This window comes from Pseudomonas sp. LH1G9 (assembly GCF_002949975.1).
Taxonomy (GTDB): Bacteria; Pseudomonadota; Gammaproteobacteria; order Pseudomonadales; family Pseudomonadaceae; genus Aquipseudomonas; species Aquipseudomonas veronii.
Genome location: NZ_CP026880.1, coordinates 5527414 through 5543704 on the forward strand (window position 1 = coordinate 5527414; position 16291 = coordinate 5543704).

The following is a 16291-nucleotide window of genomic DNA, read 5'->3' on the forward strand; positions in this document are numbered from 1 at the left end:
CGAGCAAGCGCGCTCCTACAGTTCGTTTACAGCCCTGAAAAAACTATCCACAGGAGCGTGGAAATGCGTTGGGCGACTTATTTCGCCGTGCTGGCCTCGGTGCTCAGCGTTGGTCTGGCGTTGGGTGTCAGCATGCCGCTGGTGTCCCTGCGCCTGGAAGGCTGGGGCTACGGCAGCTTCGCCATTGGAGTGATGGCTGCGATGCCGGCCTTCGGCGTGCTGTTGGGGGCGAAGGTTTCCAGTCGGCTGGCGTCCTGGCTGGGCACTGCGCGTCTGATGCGCCTGTGCCTGTGGGCGGGGGCGGTGTCCATCGGCCTGTTGGCGATCCTGCCGAGCTACCCGGTGTGGCTGGTGCTGCGGCTGATGATCGGGGTGATCCTGACCATCGTGTTCATTCTTGGCGAAAGCTGGATCAACCAGTTGGTGGTGGAGCAATGGCGCGGCCGGCTGGTGGCGCTGTATGGCTGCACCTATGCGCTGAGCCAGCTGTCGGGGCCGCTGCTGTTGGGCGTGCTGGGCACCGATCATGACTATGGGTTCTGGGTGGGCGTGGGCCTGTTGACGCTGGCGCCGTTGCTGTTGCTGGGGCGTTCCGGGGCGCCGACCGCCGAGTCCTTCAGCGTGACGTTTGCCGAGCTGTGGCGCTTCTGTCGGAGCCTGCCGGCGATTGCCTGGGCGGTGGCGTTATTCGCGGCGTTCGAGGCGATGATCCTGACGCTGCTGCCGGTGTATTGCCTGCAGCAAGGCTTCACGGCCGAGATCGCCCTGGCGATGGTCAGCACGGTGGTGGTGGGCGATGCGTTGTTGCAGCTGCCCATCGGTGCGCTGGCCGACTACCTGCCGCGGCGCACGCTGTTCTTGAGCTGCGCGCTGCTGTTGCTGGGGGCGAGCCTGGCGGTCCCGTTGTTGATGCACACGCTGCTGATCTGGCCAGTGTGGGTGCTGTTCGGCGCGAGTGCGGGCGGTTTGTTCACCTTGTCGTTGATCCTGATCGGCGAGCGTTACCGCGACGATGCGCTGGTGCGCGCCAATGCCCACGTGGCGCAGCTCTGGGGCATCGGTTGCCTGATCGGGCCGCTGGTGGCCGGTGCGGGCAGCCAGTGGATCAGCGGGCATGCATTGCCGTGGCTGATGGCGGCCGGGGCTCTGGGGTTGGTGGTGCTGTTGTTGCGTCAGGGGGCGTTTGGCGCCGCGCAGCCTGTTTAGGCGCGAGGGGATGAAGGCGTTAGCGATGACGGGTACGGTCTGGTTAAGTGCGGTGTTCTTGCGTTCTTCGCGAGCAAGCTCGCTCCTACAGCATGCGCTCCAGGCCGACGGAGGTGGCGAACCAGGCATTGAAGTGGCGCCACCAGCTGCCCGGCTCGCGGGTCAGGGTGTGCGGTTGCCCGTTATCTTCGGTGGTCCACACCACCTGGCCATCCTGTAATTTCGCCTCGTAGCTCAATGCTGGCGCCATGCCTTGCAGCGCCAGATTGCGCAGGTGCTCGGCCAGCTCAGGGCTGTCCACCAGCACGCCGACTTCGGTATTCCACAGCACCGAACGCGGGTCGAAGTTGAACGAGCCGATAAACGACTTTTGTCGATCAAAAATCATCGCCTTGCTGTGCAGGCTGGAGTCCGAGCCGAGGAACAGGCCGCGACGAAACAGGTGGGGGCCGCTGCCTGTGCGGGGTGCGCCGGGTTGGCGGCGCAACTCATAGAGTTTCACGCCGTGCTCCAGCAGCGCCTTGCGATAGGGCGCGTAGCCGCCGTGTACGGCCGGCACGTCGGTGGCTTCGAGGGAGTTGGTCAGCAGGCTCACCGAGACGCCCGCATCCGCGCGACCGGTCAGGTACACCAGGCCCGGCTGCCCCGGCACGAAATACGCCGAAATCATCATCAACTCATGGTTGACGCCTTCGAGTTCCGGTTCCAATTGGGTGGTCAGCAGCAGGCGCGGGTCCGGATCATTCTTGGCGAGTACCTTGCTCGGGGCGTCCCACAACGCCTGGTTCCAGGCCCAGATCAGCTCGCGCCGCCAGATGTCCAGGCGCGGTTCGGTCTTGTAGGTGCGCAGGCGGTTGTACAAGGCGTGGTTCTGTTGGCGCGACTGGGCCAGGGATTCTTCCAGGCGCAGGCGTGCGCTGGCCAGGTCGCCTTTGGACGGCAGGTTGGAGATGAATTCATTGATGGGCTTGCTCAGGGCGCTGTTCCAATACTGGTCGAAACTGTGGCCGAGTTGCTCGGCCACCGGGCCCACGCTGAGCATGTCGATGTCGGTGAAATTAAGGTTGGGTTCGGCGTCGAAATATTCGTCGCCCAGGTTGCGCCCGCCGACGATGGCCGCGCTGTTGTCCGCCAGCCACAGTTTGTTGTGCATGCGTCGATGTTGCAGCGACAGGTTGAGCAGGCGCCCCATGGCGCGCGTCACGCCGGTGCTGCGCCCCAGGTGCAGCGGGTTGAACAGGCGAATCTGGATGTTGGGGTGGGCGGCGAGGGTGGCGATGACCTGATCGAGGCCGTCGCTGGTGGTGTCGTCCAGCAGGATACGCACACGCACGCCACGGTCGGCGGCCTTGAGCAGTTCATCCACGAGCAGGCGGGTGCTGATGCCGTCGTGGACGATGTAGTACTGCAGGTCGAGGCTGGTCTGGGCGTTGCGGATCAGTTCGGCGCGGGCCATGAACGCCTCGCTGCTGTTGGGCAGCAGGCGAAAGCCGGAGCGGCCCTGATGCGGCGCGGCCTGGGCCTGGATCGAACGGCCGAACGACGACTGCGTCGCCGGCAGAGCATCGCTGGGGATGCGCGGCACATTCACCGTGGCGCAGCCGCCCAGGGCCAGGGCGCCCAACAGGAAAAACGCTAAAAGCCGTCGAGTCATCAAGGGCACCGTTTCCAGATCAGGGCGGTTGTCGACATAGGACGGCTATTTTCCCGGAAAGGTCAGTCGGCGGCCTCGGCCAGCATCTTGCTCGCGACGGCGCCGACTTTGCGCACCGCCTCTTCAATCTGCGGCGTAGGTTTGGCAGCGTAGTTCATGCGCAGGCAATTCCTGTACTTGCCGGACGCGGAAAAGATACTGCCCACGGCGATTTGTACGCCTTGTTCCACCAACACCCGGTTGAGCTTGAGGGTGTCGAAACCTTCCGGCAGTTCGATCCACAGCATGAAGCTGCCTTGAGGTCGGCTGGCGCGGGTGCCGGCGGGGAAATAACGGCTGACCCAGTCGAGCATCATGTCGCGATTACGTTGGTATTGAGTACGCATCCGCCGCAAATGCGGTTCGAAATGGCCGCTCTTGAGAAATTCGGCGATGGCGATCTGCGGCTGGGTCGCAGTGGAGCCGGTGCTGATGTATTTCATGTGCAACACCCGCTCCAGGTAGCGGCCCGGCGCGACCCAGCCAATCCGCAGGCCTGGCGCCAGGGTTTTCGAGAACGAGCTGCAGAGCAATACGCGGCCATCTTCGTCGAAGGATTTGATGGTGCGCGGGCGCGGGTAGCTGTAGGCCAGTTCGCCATACACATCGTCTTCGATGATCGCCACGTCAAAGCGCTGGGCCAGGGTCAACAGCGCCCGCTTGCGTGCCTCCGGCATGATGTAGCCCAAGGGATTGTTGCAGTTGGGGGTCAGTTGAATGACTTTGATCGGCCACTGTTCCAGCGCCAGTTCCAGGGCTTCGAGGCTGATGCCGGTGAGCGGGTCCGTGGGAATTTCCAGGGCTTTCATGCCCAGGCCCTTGAGGGTCTGCATGGCGCCGTGGAAGCTCGGCGAGTCCACCGCAACGATATCCCCCGGCTCGCAGATGGAGCGGATGCTGGCAGACAGCGCTTCATGGCAGCCGGTGGTGATCACGATGTCTTCGGCGGTCAACTGGCAGCCGGAATCCAATGACAGTCGGGCGATTTGTTCGCGCAACTCCATACAGCCGAGGATATTGTCGTAATACAGCCCCGGCAGGTCCTGGCGCCGGCTGACGCGGGCCAGGCTGCGCAGCAGCGGCTTGAGGGTGGGCGACAACACATCCGGCATGCCGCGGCCCAGCTGTACGACATCTTTGCGCGGCACCGCGCGGATCAACTCGAGCACTTGGTCCCACTGGGAAATTTCCACCGGGCGCTGGGCCGGGCGGCCGACTTCGGGCAAGGCCGGCAGCTCACGGCCGACGGGCACGAAGTAACCGGACTTGGGTTTCGGCATCGCCAGGCCGTGGTCTTCCAGCATGCGATACGCTTGCTGCACGGTGCTCAAACTGACCCCGTGCTCGACACTCAAGGCCCTTACGGAAGGCAGCCGATCGCCGGGGCGGTAGAAGCCCTGTTCGATGCGGGTGCCCAGCAACTCGGCGAGGTTGACGTAAAGGGTCACGGTGATCACTCCCAGGGGACCAGTACAGATCCAGGGAAAATACAGGATTCAGCCGCTCGAGGGCAGTATCTGTATGGATTTAATAAAATTTGGTTGAATCTGTAATGGTTTTGTCCGCCCGCTCATTCTAGTCACTCATGGCAACCAGCAAATGAGGACGACAAAATGAACGGCATGAGCGATGTGCGGCTGACGTTACACGGCCAGGAACTCGAAGCGGGGCAGGCGCGGGCGATGTCGGCCCCGACCCGCAACCGCTGGAGCCTGTTCTGGCACCGTCGCCACACGCGCAAGGTGCTGCTGGAGCTGACTGCCGAGCAACTGCGGGATATCGGGTTGACCGCCGAGCAGGCGCGCCAGGAAGGCTTGAAGCCGTTCTGGCGCAGTTGAGTCACACCAGTTCTTTCAACCGGTGCCAGAGCATCCCCAGCGCCAACAGCGGCGAGCGCAAGTGCTTGCCGCCGGGGAAGGTGATGTGCGGCACCTGGGCGAACAGATCGAAACGACCCTGCTGCTGGCCGCTGATGGCTTCGCCCAGCAGCTTGCCCGCCAGGTGTGTCGCGTTGAGGCCATGACCGGCGTAGGCCTGGGCGTAATACACGTTGGGTTGATCCGCCAATCGGCCGATCTGCGGCAAGCGGTTGGCACCGATGCCGATCATGCCGCCCCATTGATAGTCGATCTTCACGTCGGCCAGTTGGGGGAACACCTGCACCATCTTCGGCCGCATGTAGGCGCCGATGTCCTTGGGGTCGCGTCCGGAATAGTGGCAGGCGCCGCCGAACAGCAGACGACGGTCGGCAGACAGTCGGAAGTAGTCCACCGTCACCCGCTGATCACACACCGCCATGTTTTGCGGCAGCAATTGGGCCGCCTGGGCGGCGCTTAACGGCTCGGTGGCGATGATATAGCTGCCGGCCGGCAACACTTTGCCGCTCAGCAGTGGGTTGAGCCCCTTCAGATAGGCGTTGCAGGCCAGCACCAGAGTCTTGGCGCGCACATTGCCGCGGGCGGTGTGTACGTTGACCTCGGGGCCGTAGTCGATGCGCGTCACTTCGGAGTGTTCGAACAGTTGCACGCCGAGTTTTTGGGCGGCAGCTGCCTCGCCGAGGGCCAGGTTCAGCGGGTGCAGATGGCCCGAGCCCATGTCGATCATGCCGCCCACGTAGCGCTCGGAACCGATCACACTGCCCATTTCGCTGGCTTGCAGCAGGCGTACTTCGTGGCGATAGCCCAGGCTGCGCAATTCTTCGGCGTCTTCGGCGAGGCCGAGCAGGTCGCGGGGTTTGTTGGCCAGGTCGCAGTAGCCCCAGGTCAGGTCGCAGGCGATCTGGAAACGCTCGACGCGCTCGCGCACGATTTCTACCGCCTCCAGGCCCATCAGTTTCATCTGGCGCACGCCGTCGGTGCCGATCACGTTGGTGAATTGCTCCAGGCCATGGCCAACGCCGCGGATCAACTGGCCGCCATTGCGCCCGCTGGCGCCCCAGGCGATCTTGCGCGCTTCCAGCAGCACCACGCTGAACCCGCGTTCGGCCAGTTCCAGCGCGGTGTTGAGCCCGGAAAAACCGCCGCCGATCACGCACACGTCGGCCACCGTTTCGCCGGCCAACGCTGGATAGTCGGGTTGCGGCAGGCTGCTGGCGGCGTAGTAGGAAGCGGTGTGCCGGGCGCTGGCAGTCATGGGAACATCCCCGTTTGGAAAATTTGACGCAGGATACAGCGGTCGGACGAAGCTGTCTCACCGCGGGGTTTTGCGGCAGAATCCACACCTATTCGCCGTTCGGTACGTGTTTCGATGAGTTGCAACAGTCAGAAAATCAGCGCATTGCGCCGACAGATTCCCTCGTTCGAGTGCGTCCCCGGTTGCCACGATTGCTGTGGGCCGGTGACGACTTCACCCGAGGAAATGTCGCGCCTGCCGCGTAAGACCGCTGCCGAACAGGAAGCCGCCATGGACGAGTTGAACTGCGTACACCTGGGGCCCAATGGCTGCACGGTGTATGACGAGCGCCCGCTGATCTGTAGGCTTTTCGGCACCACAAAGACCTTGCCGTGCCCCAATGGACGGCGGCCGGTTGAGCTGATTCACCCGCGGGTGGAGAAGCAGATCCACGAATACATGGCGAGTACCCGGCAGGTGCTGGTCTAAATGTGGGAGCAAGCAAGCCCCCGTCCACATTGGCCCGGTTGTGTCAGTCAGTCGGGGATGGGCAGATTGAGGCTCTCTTTCACCTCTTCCATCACGATATAGCTCTTGGACTCCCGCACATGGGGCAGTTTGAGCAGGATGTCGCCGAGCAGTTTGCGGTACGAGGCCATCTCGGAAATCCGCGCTTTCACCAGGTAGTCGAAGTCCCCCGAGACCAAGTGGCACTCCAGCACATGGGGCAATTTCAGCACGGCGCGGCGGAATTCTTCGAAGGTGTCGCCGGATTTGTAGTCGAGGCTGATCTCGACAAATACCAGCAAACTCGCCTTCAAATGCTGGGGGTTGAGGCGTGCGTTGTAGCCCATGATGATCCCTTCACGCTCAAGGCGGCGCACGCGCTCGGTGCAGGGGGTGGTCGACAGTCCGACCTTTTCCCCCAGCTCCGTGAACGAAATGCGCCCGTCGGCTTGTAGGATGCGCAAGATGTTCCGGTCGATCTTGTCCAGCTCCCGTTTGGTCTGGGTGTTGGTACGCATAGGGGATACGCCTCTGTGAAAAGGGTTGTTGCCAAGAATTGTCGCCAAATATAGGCATTTATATAGTGAAATGCACTGGTGATTGCTTTTTATACTGCTCACATCATTGCTCGAACAACACACGTCGGCGGTCAAGCCGCGATGAGGATATAAAAATGCGCGTTCTGGTCTTGGGTAGCGGCGTCATTGGTGTGACCAGTGCCTACTATTTGGCGCGAGCCGGTTTTGAGGTGGTCGTGGTCGACCGCCAGCCAGCCGCGGCCATGGAAACCAGTTTCGCCAACGCCGGCCAGGTCTCTCCAGGCTACGCCTCGCCATGGGCCGCGCCGGGTGTGCCGCTCAAGGCCATCAAGTGGCTGCTGCAACGCCACGCGCCGCTGGCGATCAAGGCCACCGCCGATATCAACCAATACCTGTGGATGGCGCAGATGCTGCGCAACTGCACCGCCAGCCGGTATGCGGTGAACAAGGAGCGCATGGTCCGCCTGTCCGAGTACAGCCGCGATTGCCTCGACGAACTGCGCGCTGAAACCGGCATTGCCTACGAAGGCCGCAGCCTCGGTACGACTCAACTGTTCCGCACCCAGGCCCAGCTCGATGGCGCTGCCAAAGATATCGCCGTGTTGAAAGAGTCCGGCGTGCCGTTCGAATTGCTTGACCGTGCCGGCATCGCCCGCGTCGAACCGGCCCTGGCCAGCGTCACCGACATCCTCGCCGGTGCCCTGCGCCTGCCGAACGACCAGACCGGCGACTGCCAGATGTTCACCACGCGCCTGGCCGACATGTGCAAGCAGTTGGGCGTGGAATTCCGTTTCGAACAGGACATCCAGCGCCTCGACCACGCCGGTGATCGCATCAACGGTGTGTGGATCGACGGCAAGCTGGAAACCGCCGACCGCTACGTCCTGGCCCTCGGCAGTTATTCGCCGCAGTTGCTCAAGCCGCTGGGGATCAAGGCGCCGGTGTACCCGCTCAAGGGCTACTCGCTGACCGTGCCGATCACCAACCCGGCGATGGCGCCGACGTCGACCATTCTCGACGAGACCTACAAGGTCGCGATCACCCGTTTCGACAACCGCATCCGTGTCGGCGGCATGGCTGAAATCGCCGGTTTTGACCTGTCGCTGAACCCACGTCGGCGCGAAACCCTGGAGATGATCGTCAACGACCTTTATCCTCAGGGCGGCAATCTGACCGAAGCGATCTTTTGGACCGGCCTGCGTCCGACCACCCCGGACGGTACGCCGATTGTCGGTGCCACCCCGTTCAAGAACCTGTTCCTGAACACCGGCCACGGCACCCTCGGTTGGACCATGGCGTGCGGCTCCGGTCGTTTGCTGGCTGACCTGATGGCCAAGAAAACGCCGCAGATCAGTGCCGAAGGCCTCGATATTTCCCGTTATGGCAACCACCAGGAGTCTGCAAAACATGTCAATCCAGCGCCAGCTCACCAATGAGCGCATGAGCCAGATCGTTGCCCACGGCGGCACCGTGTACCTGGCAGGGCAAGTCGGCGACGACCTGAGTGCCGGGATTGAACAGCAGACCCGTGAAACCCTGGCCAATATCGAGCGCTTGCTGGACTTGGCCGGCACCGACAAAAGCAAGCTGCTGTCGGTGACGATCTACCTCAAAGACATCGACGCCGACTTCGCCGGCATGAACGCGGTGTGGGACGCATGGCTGCCCAAAGGCGTCGCCCCGGCCCGCGCCACGGTTGAAGCGAAACTGTGCGAGCCACAAATCCTGGTGGAGCTGTCCGTCGTGGCCGCCCTGCCTTAAGCAACGATCCCTCTCCCGGTACCGATGTGGTTGGTCGGTGCCGGTTTTTTTCACTCTGCCGCCTAGAAGCCTGCCGCCATGCGTCCTGCCCGTGCCCTGATCGACCTCCAAGCCCTGCGCCACAATTACCAATTGGCCCGTGAAGTCACGCGGGCCAAGGCCCTCGCTGTGATCAAGGCCGATGCCTACGGCCATGGCGCAGTGCGCGTGGCCCAGGCGCTGGAAGCCGAGGCCGATGGTTTTGCCGTGGCCTGTATCGAGGAAGCACTGGAGCTGCGGGCTGCCGGTATCCGCGCGCCGGTATTGCTGCTGGAAGGGTTTTTCGAAGCCGACGAGTTGCCGCTGATCGTCGAGCATGATTTCTGGTGCGTGGTGCATTCGCTGTGGCAACTGGAAGCCATCGAGCAGGCGGCCTTGCGCAAGCCCCTCACCGTGTGGCTCAAACTGGACTCGGGCATGCACCGCGTCGGCCTGCATCCCAAGGACTACCACGAGGCGTACCAGCGCCTGCTCGCCAGCGGTAAGGTGGCGAAGATCGTATTGATGAGCCACTTCGCCCGCGCCGATGAGCTCGATTGCGTGCGCAGCAATGAACAAGTGGCGGTGTTCGAAGCGGCGCGCCAGGGGCTGTCGGCCGAGGTCAGCCTGCGCAATTCGCCGGCGGTGATGGGCTGGCCGAAGGTGCCCAGCGACTGGGTACGCCCCGGCATCATGCTGTACGGTACGACGCCGTTTGGTGAAGACCAGGCCATCGCCGCGCGCTTGCAGCCGGTAATGACCCTGGAATCGAAAGTCATCTGCGTGCGCGAACTGCCGGCCGGCGAGCCGGTGGGCTACGGTGCCAAATTCATCACGCCGAAACCGATGCGGGTCGGCGTGGTTGCCATGGGCTATGCCGACGGTTATCCACGTCACGCCCCCACCGGCACGCCGGTGCTGGTGGCGGGGCAGCGCAGCCAGTTGCTCGGCCGCGTGTCCATGGACATGCTGTGCGTCGACCTCACCGACGTGCCCCAGGCCGGCCTCGGTTCCACCGTGGAGCTGTGGGGCAAGAACATCCTCGCCAGTGACGTCGCGGCCGCCGCCGAGACCATCCCCTACCAGATCTTCTGCAACCTGCGCCGCGTGCCAAGGCTCTATTCCGGGGCTTGATCGGCCTCTACGAACGGTGCTGGGGAGGATTTAGGCCCAAGTGTTGTAAATACTGAACGCTGTCGCCATGATAACGCTCAATTACAACAAAGCCTGAATCCTAGGAGGCTCCCGCATTGGACGTCGGCGAACGACTGCAATCCATCCGTAAACTGAAGGGTCTTTCCCAGCGCGAGCTCGCCAAGCGTGCGGGTGTCACCAACAGCACCATTTCGATGATCGAAAAAAACAGTGTCAGCCCTTCCATCAGTTCCTTGCGCAAGGTGCTGGGCGGCATTCCCATGTCGATGGTCGAGTTCTTTTCCGAGGAAATCCTCCAGGAAATACCGACCCAGGTCGTCTATAAAGCCAACGAGCTGATTGATATCTCCGACGGCGCCGTCACCATGAAACTGGTGGGGCGCGCACATCCGAGCCGGGCGATCACGTTTCTCAACGAAATTTACCCGCCTGGCGCCGATACTGGCGAAGAAATGCTCACCCACGAAGGCGAAGAAACCGGGATTCTGGTGGAAGGTCGCCTGGAATTGGTCGTCGGTCTTGAAACTTTTGTGCTCGAAGCTGGCGATAGCTACTACTTTGAAAGCACCAAGCCCCATCGTTTTCGTAATCCGTTCGAGGTGCCGGCGCGACTAATCAGCGCAGCCACGCCCGCGAACTTTTGACAGAAGAGGCGTCCTGCCAGCATTGCAGAGACTCCCGCAGCGTATTCCGTGAGACTGAATCTCCCTTTGCTTAATAGGGTTGTTTCAGCCAGGCGGGCTAACCGTTATACTTTCGCCGCCTGCGAAACCGTGGCCGCAGGCGTGAATAGCCACCATTGAGGGTGAACGCGTGAACCTAATTATGAAAATGCTGGCTGCACCAGCAACCGTACTGGCCCTATGGGCTGTCAGCGCTCAAGCTGCGACCAATGATGACATTGCCAAGCGCTTGGAGCCTGTTGGCCAAGTGTGTGTGCAGGGGCAGGAGTGCAAGGGGATGGAAGTCGCCGCAACAGCGGGCGGCGGCGGCGGTGCGAAAACACCGGATGAGATCATTGCCAAGCACTGCAATGCATGCCACGGAACCGGCCTGTTGGGTGCTCCGAAAATCGGCGACACCGCCGCCTGGAAAGACCGCGCCGACCACCAGGGCGGCCTCGACGGCATCCTGGCCAAGGCGATCACGGGTATCAATGCCATGCCGCCAAAAGGCACCTGTGCTGATTGCACGGATGCTGATCTGAAAGGCGCGATCAAGAAGATGTCCGGGTTGTAATCCAGCGATCTTCGTCAAAAATGCCGCTTACGAGCGGCTTTTTTGTGCCTGCGATCGAGGGTTGAGGCTGTTCTTTGCAACCAAGACGGGCCACTCTCTATCCAACCCCTAGTCATGAAATGTTCAGGAGGGTCGGATGGTGCAGTTATGTTCAATCGAGCAAGCCGTTGACGACGTACTCGCGCGCTTGCCAGCGCATATCCACATGGGCCTGCCCCTGGGCCTGGGCAAGCCCAATCTGTTCGTCAACGCGTTGTACCGACGTATCGCCAAGCTGCCGGAGCGGGCGCTGACGATCTACACCGCCTTGAGCCTGGGTCGCCCGGCGCTGGGCGATGGCTTGCAGAAGCGCTTCCTGGAACCGTTTACCGAGCGGGTGTTTGGCGATTATCCCGAGCTGGATTATCTCGCCGATCTGCACAAGGACAGCCTGCCGGCGAATATCCACGTCCAGCAATTTTTCATGCAGCCCGGCAGCCTGCTTCACAGCCAATCCGCGCAACAGGACTACGTCAGCAGCAACTACAGCCATGCCGCGCGCGATATCTACGCCGCCGGCCTGAACCTGGTGGCGCAGTTGGTGGCCAGCAGCGCCGAGCACCCCGACCGGCTGAGCCTGAGCTGCAACCCCGATGTCACCCTCGACCTGCTGCCGATGATCGCCAAGCGTCGCGCCGCCGGGGAAACCGTGCTGATGGTCGGCCAGGTCCACACCGATTTGCCCTACATGCCTGGGGATTCGGAGTTGGGCATGGATGCGTTCGATTACCTGCTCGATGAAAAGGACAGCAGCACGCTGTTCTCCACACCGAATATGCCGGTGGGTTTCCAGGACCACTTTATCGGCCTGCATGCCAGTACCCTGGTACGCGATGGCGGCACCTTGCAGATCGGTATCGGTTCGATGGGCGATGCGCTGACCGCCGCCTTGCTTGCGCGCCAGGCCGATAACGAAGCCTATCGGCTGCTGCTGACCGACCTCGATGTGTACCGCTGGGCGGCGCTGATCAGCCGTGAAGGGGGCGTCGAGCCGTTTGCCAAAGGCCTTTATGGTTGCAGCGAAATGTTCGTCAACGGCCTGCTGGTGCTGGCGGATGCGGGGATTGTGCGGCGCAAGGTCTACCCGGATGTGGCGACGCAGGAACAGGCAAACGCCGGCCTGCTCGATGATGCGGCCCAGCCCGACGGCATTTCGATCCATGGCGGTTTTTTCGTTGGCCCGCGAAGTTTTTACCAACGCTTGCAGGACATGACCCTCGCCAAGCGTCAGGCGTTCAACATGACGCGCATCAGCTACATCAACGAGCTGTACGGGCAGGAAGAACTCAAGCGTTTGCAGCGTCTGGATGCGCGGTTCATCAACAGCGCGATCGTGGTGACCTTGCTCGGCGCCGGGGTTGCCGACCAACTGGAAGGTGGCCGCGTGCTCAGTGGCGTGGGCGGGCAGTACAACTTTGTTGCCCAGGCCCACGCGCTGGAAGGTGCGCGCGCGATCCTGATGTTGCGCAGCTGGCGCGAAGCGGCGGGGGAGGTCAGTTCCAATATCGTGTGGGAGTACGGCCATTGCACGATCCCACGGCACCTGCGGGACATTGTCATCACCGAATACGGAATTGCCGACTTGCGCGGTCAGACCGATGCCAAGGTAATTGAGGCGTTGCTCAACATCACCGACTCCAGGTTCCAGGGCGACTTGATCGAGCAGGCGCAAGAGGCCGGCAAGCTACCCCGGGATTTCCAGCTGGACCCGCGCTTTACCGACAACACTCCGCAGCGGCTCCAGAGCCTTCAGGCCCGGCATCGCCGGTTGTTTCCGGAGTATCCGCTGGGCACCGACTTCACGGATGTCGAACGGGACTTGTTGCGCGGGTTGAACTGGCTCAAGAGCAAATTCAAGCTGAGCGAGATTTTCGACCTGGGCAAGGCGGCGCTGGATGCACCGGAGCCGGAGGCGTTTCCCGAGCATCTGAAGCGGATGGGATTGGACCAGCCGGAAGGGCTCAAAGAGGACGTGTATCAGCGGCTATTGCTCGCCGGCCTCCAGGCCACCGCGCACTAAATGTAGGAGGGGGCTTGCCCCGATAGCGGTGTATCAGTCACACAAATGTGTTGGCTGAGCCACTGCTATCGGGGGCAAGTCGAATCGTCGCACCGCCCCTCCCACAGTTTTAACCGGGTTCCGTCAGCGATTACTCGATGAAGGTGACGACACCACCGCTCAGCGACTTCACGCGCGCCAGCGACTCAACCCGATAACCCTGCGCATCCAGCTCGGCACGCCCGCCCTGGAACGACTTCTCGATCACGATCCCCAGGCCGGCAACGGTGGCACCGGCCTGCTTGATGATCGAGATCAGCGCCTGGGACGCCTTCCCGTTGGCCAGGAAGTCATCGATGATCAGCACGCGGTCGCTGCTGGTCAGGTGGCGCGGCGAGATCGCTACGGTGCTTTCGACTTTCTTGGTGAAGGAATACACCGTTGCCGACAGCAGGTTTTCGGTCAGGGTCAGGGACTGTTGCTTACGGGCGAAGATCACCGGCACGCCGAGGTTCAGCCCGGTCATGATTGCCGGGGCGATCCCCGAGGCTTCGATGGTGACGATCTTGGTGATCCCCGAATCCTTGAACAGCGCGGCGAATTCGTCGCCGATCAGTTTCATCAGCGCCGGGTCGATCTGATGGTTCAGAAAGGCGTCGACTTTGAGTACCTGATCGGAAAGCACGACGCCTTCTTCGCGAATTTTCTTGTGCAGTGCTTCCACGGAACGCTTCCTCTAATGGCGCACGGTGCGCCGAAAGTAGATTAAAAAATAGTCAATTCTAGCGCTTTAACATCGCGCGAATATCCGCCAGGGCGGTGTTGCCGCGAACGGCCTTGACCTCGGTCGGGGTGTCGTCGTTGCCTTCCCAGGCCAGGTCGTCCGGCGGCAGTTCGTCGAGGAACCGGCTGGGGGCGCAATCGATGATTTCGCCGTATTGCTTGCGCTTGGCGGCAAAGGTGAAGGCCAATGTCTGGCGCGCGCGGGTAATGCCCACGTAGGCCAGGCGCCGTTCTTCCTCGATGGTGTCGGCTTCGATGCTGGAGCGGTGCGGGAGGATTTCCTCTTCCATGCCCATGATGAACACGTAGGGAAATTCCAGGCCCTTGGACGCATGCAAGGTCATCATCTGTACACCTTCGGCGCCGTCTTCCTCTTCTTGCTGGCGCTCGAGCATGTCGCGCAGCACCAGCTTGCCGATGGCGTCTTCGACGGTCATTTCGCCGTCTTCGTCTTTTTCCAGGGTGTTCTTCAACGCTTCGATCAGGAACCAGACGTTGCCCATGCGGTAGTCCGCGGCCTTGTCGCTGGAACTGTTGGTGCGCAGCCAGTTTTCATAGTCGATGTCCATGACCATGCTGCGCAGGGCGCTGATCGGGTCTTCACCGGCGCATTGCTCGCGCACTTTGTCCATGAAGCGCTTGAAGCGCGACAGGCGATCGGTGAAGCGCGTGTCCAGGTGTTCGCCCAGGCCGATTTCGTCGGTGGCGGCGTACATCGAGATCTTGCGTTCGGTGGCGTAGTTGCCGAGTTTTTCCAGGGTGGTCGAGCCGATTTCCCGACGCGGTACGTTGATCACGCGCAGGAAGGCGTTGTCGTCGTCCGGGTTGACGATCAGGCGGAAGTAGGCCATCAGGTCTTTGACTTCCTGGCGTCCGAAAAAGCTGTTGCCGCCGGACAGACGATACGGCACCTGATGGTGCTGCAGTTTCAGCTCGATCAGCTTGGCCTGGTAGTTGCCGCGATAGAGGATCGCGAAGTCGCTGTAGGGCCGGTCGGTACGCAGGTGCAGGCTGAGGATTTCCACGGCCACGCGCTCGGCTTCGGCGTCTTCGTTGCGGCAGCGGATCACGCGGATCTCGTCGCCATGGCCCATCTCGCTCCACAGTTGTTTTTCAAACTCGTGGGGGTTGTTCGAGATCAGCACGTTGGCGCAGCGCAGGATGCGGCTGGTGGAGCGGTAGTTCTGTTCCAGCATCACCACTTTCAGGGACGGATAGTCGTCCTTGAGCAGCATCAGGTTTTCCGGGCGGGCGCCGCGCCAGGCGTAGATCGACTGGTCGTCGTCGCCCACCACGGTGAACTGGTTGCGCTTGCCGATCAGCAACTTCACCAGCAGGTACTGGCTGGCGTTGGTGTCCTGGTATTCGTCCACCAGCAGGTAACGTACCTTGTTCTGCCACTTCTCGAGGATGTCGGCGTGTTCCTGGAACAGCTTCACCGGCAGCAGGATCAGGTCGTCGAAGTCCACCGCGTTGAACGCCTTGAGCGTGCGCTGGTAGTGGGTGTAGACGATGGCGGCGGTCTGTTCCTTGGGGTTGCGCGCGTTTTCCAGGGCTTCGGGCGGCAGGACCAGGTCGTTTTTCCAGGCGCCGATCATGTTCTTGATCTCGTCGACGCCGTCGTCGCCCGCGTATTCCTTCTGCATGATGTCGGTCATCAGGGCTTTGACGTCGGTCTCGTCGAAGATCGAGAAACCCGGCTTGTAGCCCAGCCGCGCATGCTCCTTGCGGATGATGTTCAGCCCCAGGTTGTGGAACGTACACACCGTGAGGCCGCGGCCTTCGCCACCCTTGAGCAGGGTGCCGACCCGCTCTTTCATTTCCCGCGCCGCCTTATTGGTAAAGGTCATGGCGACGATGTACTGGGCGCGGATGCCGCAGTTCTGGATCAGGTGCGCGATCTTGCGGGTGATCACGCTGGTCTTGCCGGAGCCAGCACCGGCGAGCACCAATAGAGGGCCGCCGACGTAGTTCACGGCTTCTTGCTGCCGGGGATTGAGTCGGGACATACAGAGTTCAGGGAGTCGTTGTTCAAAAGGGCGGGCATTTTAACAGGCTGGTGAGATTCTGCTGCCTTGGATCGACGGTGTGACGTACCACTCGATCTAAATTTGCCGCTTTTGCTACTTTGCCGCAGGATGTGGGGGTATTTGCGACTTTTGTGCGTACTGCTCGTATTTGATAACTTTTATCATTTGTGAATGCTCGACCTGACGTCATAATACTTGCCGCCAACGAAAT

15 protein-coding genes are annotated in these 16291 nt (G+C 61.7%); 9 read left to right on the forward strand and 6 right to left on the reverse strand.

The window, feature by feature from the left end:
- Positions 1 to 63 precede the first annotated feature (63 nt).
- On the forward strand, positions 64 to 1206 hold the full coding sequence (locus C5F70_RS25480) for an MFS transporter (protein WP_046381650.1): 1143 nt from the start codon (positions 64 to 66) through the stop codon (positions 1204 to 1206).
- An 85-nt stretch (positions 1207 to 1291) separates the two neighbouring features.
- On the opposite strand, the gene C5F70_RS25485 is transcribed toward C5F70_RS25480, so the two are convergent.
- Together C5F70_RS25485 and C5F70_RS25490 are read right to left on the reverse strand one after the other, a co-directional pair.
- The gene (locus C5F70_RS25485; RefSeq protein ID WP_032804275.1) at positions 1292 to 2860 is read right to left on the reverse strand and encodes a phospholipase D family protein; all 1569 of its coding nucleotides are present in this window, start codon (positions 2858 to 2860) and stop codon (positions 1292 to 1294) included.
- A 62-nt stretch (positions 2861 to 2922) separates the two neighbouring features.
- The gene (locus tag C5F70_RS25490) at positions 2923 to 4347 is read right to left on the reverse strand and encodes a PLP-dependent aminotransferase family protein (RefSeq protein ID WP_026139910.1); all 1425 of its coding nucleotides are present in this window, start codon (positions 4345 to 4347) and stop codon (positions 2923 to 2925) included.
- 165 nt (positions 4348 to 4512) lie between these two features.
- On the opposite strand from C5F70_RS25490, the gene C5F70_RS25495 reads away from it, so the two are divergent.
- Complete coding sequence (locus C5F70_RS25495) at positions 4513 to 4737, forward strand: DUF1127 domain-containing protein (protein WP_017846042.1); 225 nt, start codon at positions 4513 to 4515, stop codon at positions 4735 to 4737.
- 1 nt (position 4738) lies between these two features.
- Here the strand turns inward: C5F70_RS25495 and C5F70_RS25500 are convergent, their stop codons facing one another.
- A complete protein-coding gene (locus C5F70_RS25500) occupies positions 4739 to 6031 on the reverse strand; it encodes an FAD-binding oxidoreductase (RefSeq protein WP_046381651.1) in 1293 nt (430 codons plus the stop codon).
- A 114-nt stretch (positions 6032 to 6145) separates the two neighbouring features.
- Here C5F70_RS25500 and C5F70_RS25505 point away from each other — a divergent pair, with 114 nt between their 5' ends.
- The gene (locus C5F70_RS25505) at positions 6146 to 6499 is read left to right on the forward strand and encodes a YkgJ family cysteine cluster protein (RefSeq protein WP_017135860.1); all 354 of its coding nucleotides are present in this window, start codon (positions 6146 to 6148) and stop codon (positions 6497 to 6499) included.
- Positions 6500 to 6546: 47 nt separating this feature from the next.
- Here the strand turns inward: C5F70_RS25505 and C5F70_RS25510 are convergent, their stop codons facing one another.
- Positions 6547 to 7035, reverse strand: coding sequence for an Lrp/AsnC ligand binding domain-containing protein (locus C5F70_RS25510; RefSeq protein ID WP_017846039.1), 489 nt, complete (start codon positions 7033 to 7035; stop codon positions 6547 to 6549).
- Positions 7036 to 7190: 155 nt separating this feature from the next.
- On the opposite strand from C5F70_RS25510, the gene dadA reads away from it, so the two are divergent.
- From dadA to C5F70_RS25540, 6 genes are all read left to right on the forward strand, one after another.
- Positions 7191 to 8492 carry a D-amino acid dehydrogenase gene (gene dadA, locus C5F70_RS25515; RefSeq protein ID WP_017846038.1) on the forward strand — a complete coding sequence of 434 codons (1302 nt, stop codon included), beginning with the start codon at positions 7191 to 7193 and terminating at the stop codon, positions 8490 to 8492.
- Complete coding sequence (locus C5F70_RS25520) at positions 8464 to 8817, forward strand: RidA family protein (RefSeq protein ID WP_017846037.1); 354 nt, start codon at positions 8464 to 8466, stop codon at positions 8815 to 8817. Before dadA ends, C5F70_RS25520 begins: the two co-directional genes overlap by 29 nt.
- 78 nt (positions 8818 to 8895) lie before the next feature.
- Entirely contained in the window at positions 8896 to 9969 is a 1074-nt protein-coding gene (alr, locus tag C5F70_RS25525) for an alanine racemase (RefSeq protein ID WP_104904248.1), read from the forward strand.
- A 116-nt stretch (positions 9970 to 10085) separates the two neighbouring features.
- On the forward strand, positions 10086 to 10634 hold the full coding sequence (locus C5F70_RS25530; RefSeq protein ID WP_017846035.1) for a cupin domain-containing protein: 549 nt from the start codon (positions 10086 to 10088) through the stop codon (positions 10632 to 10634).
- Positions 10635 to 10815: 181 nt separating this feature from the next.
- Positions 10816 to 11229 carry a cytochrome c5 family protein gene (locus C5F70_RS25535; protein ID WP_026139909.1) on the forward strand — a complete coding sequence of 138 codons (414 nt, stop codon included), beginning with the start codon at positions 10816 to 10818 and terminating at the stop codon, positions 11227 to 11229.
- A gap of 136 nt (positions 11230 to 11365) precedes the next feature.
- Positions 11366 to 13288, forward strand: coding sequence for an acetyl-CoA hydrolase/transferase C-terminal domain-containing protein (locus tag C5F70_RS25540; RefSeq protein ID WP_104904249.1), 1923 nt, complete (start codon positions 11366 to 11368; stop codon positions 13286 to 13288).
- Between the two features lie 130 nt (positions 13289 to 13418).
- Here the strand turns inward: C5F70_RS25540 and C5F70_RS25545 are convergent, their stop codons facing one another.
- Together C5F70_RS25545 and rep are read right to left on the reverse strand one after the other, a co-directional pair.
- Positions 13419 to 13991 (reverse strand): xanthine phosphoribosyltransferase, encoded by a 573-nt coding sequence (locus C5F70_RS25545; RefSeq protein ID WP_017846032.1) that lies wholly within the window; start codon positions 13989 to 13991, stop codon positions 13419 to 13421.
- Positions 13992 to 14049: 58 nt separating this feature from the next.
- Positions 14050 to 16059 carry a DNA helicase Rep gene (rep, locus tag C5F70_RS25550; protein ID WP_017846031.1) on the reverse strand — a complete coding sequence of 670 codons (2010 nt, stop codon included), beginning with the start codon at positions 16057 to 16059 and terminating at the stop codon, positions 14050 to 14052.
- Between the last annotated feature and the right edge of the window lie 232 nt (positions 16060 to 16291).

What these genes read in the sequence shown, in the direction of transcription:
- C5F70_RS25480 (WP_046381650.1), top strand. Translation starts at nt 64, where the DNA reads ATGCGTTGGGCGACTTATTTCGCCGTGCTGGCCTCGGTGCTCAGCGTT.
- C5F70_RS25485 (WP_032804275.1), bottom strand. Translation starts at nt 2,860, where the DNA reads ATGACTCGACGGCTTTTAGCGTTTTTCCTGTTGGGCGCCCTGGCCCTG.
- C5F70_RS25495 (WP_017846042.1), top strand. Translation starts at nt 4,513, where the DNA reads ATGAACGGCATGAGCGATGTGCGGCTGACGTTACACGGCCAGGAACTC.
- C5F70_RS25500 (WP_046381651.1), bottom strand. Translation starts at nt 6,031, where the DNA reads ATGACTGCCAGCGCCCGGCACACCGCTTCCTACTACGCCGCCAGCAGC.
- C5F70_RS25505 (WP_017135860.1), top strand. Translation starts at nt 6,146, where the DNA reads ATGAGTTGCAACAGTCAGAAAATCAGCGCATTGCGCCGACAGATTCCC.
- C5F70_RS25510 (WP_017846039.1), bottom strand. Translation starts at nt 7,035, where the DNA reads ATGCGTACCAACACCCAGACCAAACGGGAGCTGGACAAGATCGACCGG.
- dadA (WP_017846038.1), top strand. Translation starts at nt 7,191, where the DNA reads ATGCGCGTTCTGGTCTTGGGTAGCGGCGTCATTGGTGTGACCAGTGCC.
- C5F70_RS25520 (WP_017846037.1), top strand. Translation starts at nt 8,464, where the DNA reads ATGTCAATCCAGCGCCAGCTCACCAATGAGCGCATGAGCCAGATCGTT.
- alr (WP_104904248.1), top strand. Translation starts at nt 8,896, where the DNA reads ATGCGTCCTGCCCGTGCCCTGATCGACCTCCAAGCCCTGCGCCACAAT.
- C5F70_RS25535 (WP_026139909.1), top strand. Translation starts at nt 10,816, where the DNA reads ATGAAAATGCTGGCTGCACCAGCAACCGTACTGGCCCTATGGGCTGTC.
- C5F70_RS25540 (WP_104904249.1), top strand. Translation starts at nt 11,366, where the DNA reads ATGGTGCAGTTATGTTCAATCGAGCAAGCCGTTGACGACGTACTCGCG.
- rep (WP_017846031.1), bottom strand. Translation starts at nt 16,059, where the DNA reads ATGTCCCGACTCAATCCCCGGCAGCAAGAAGCCGTGAACTACGTCGGC.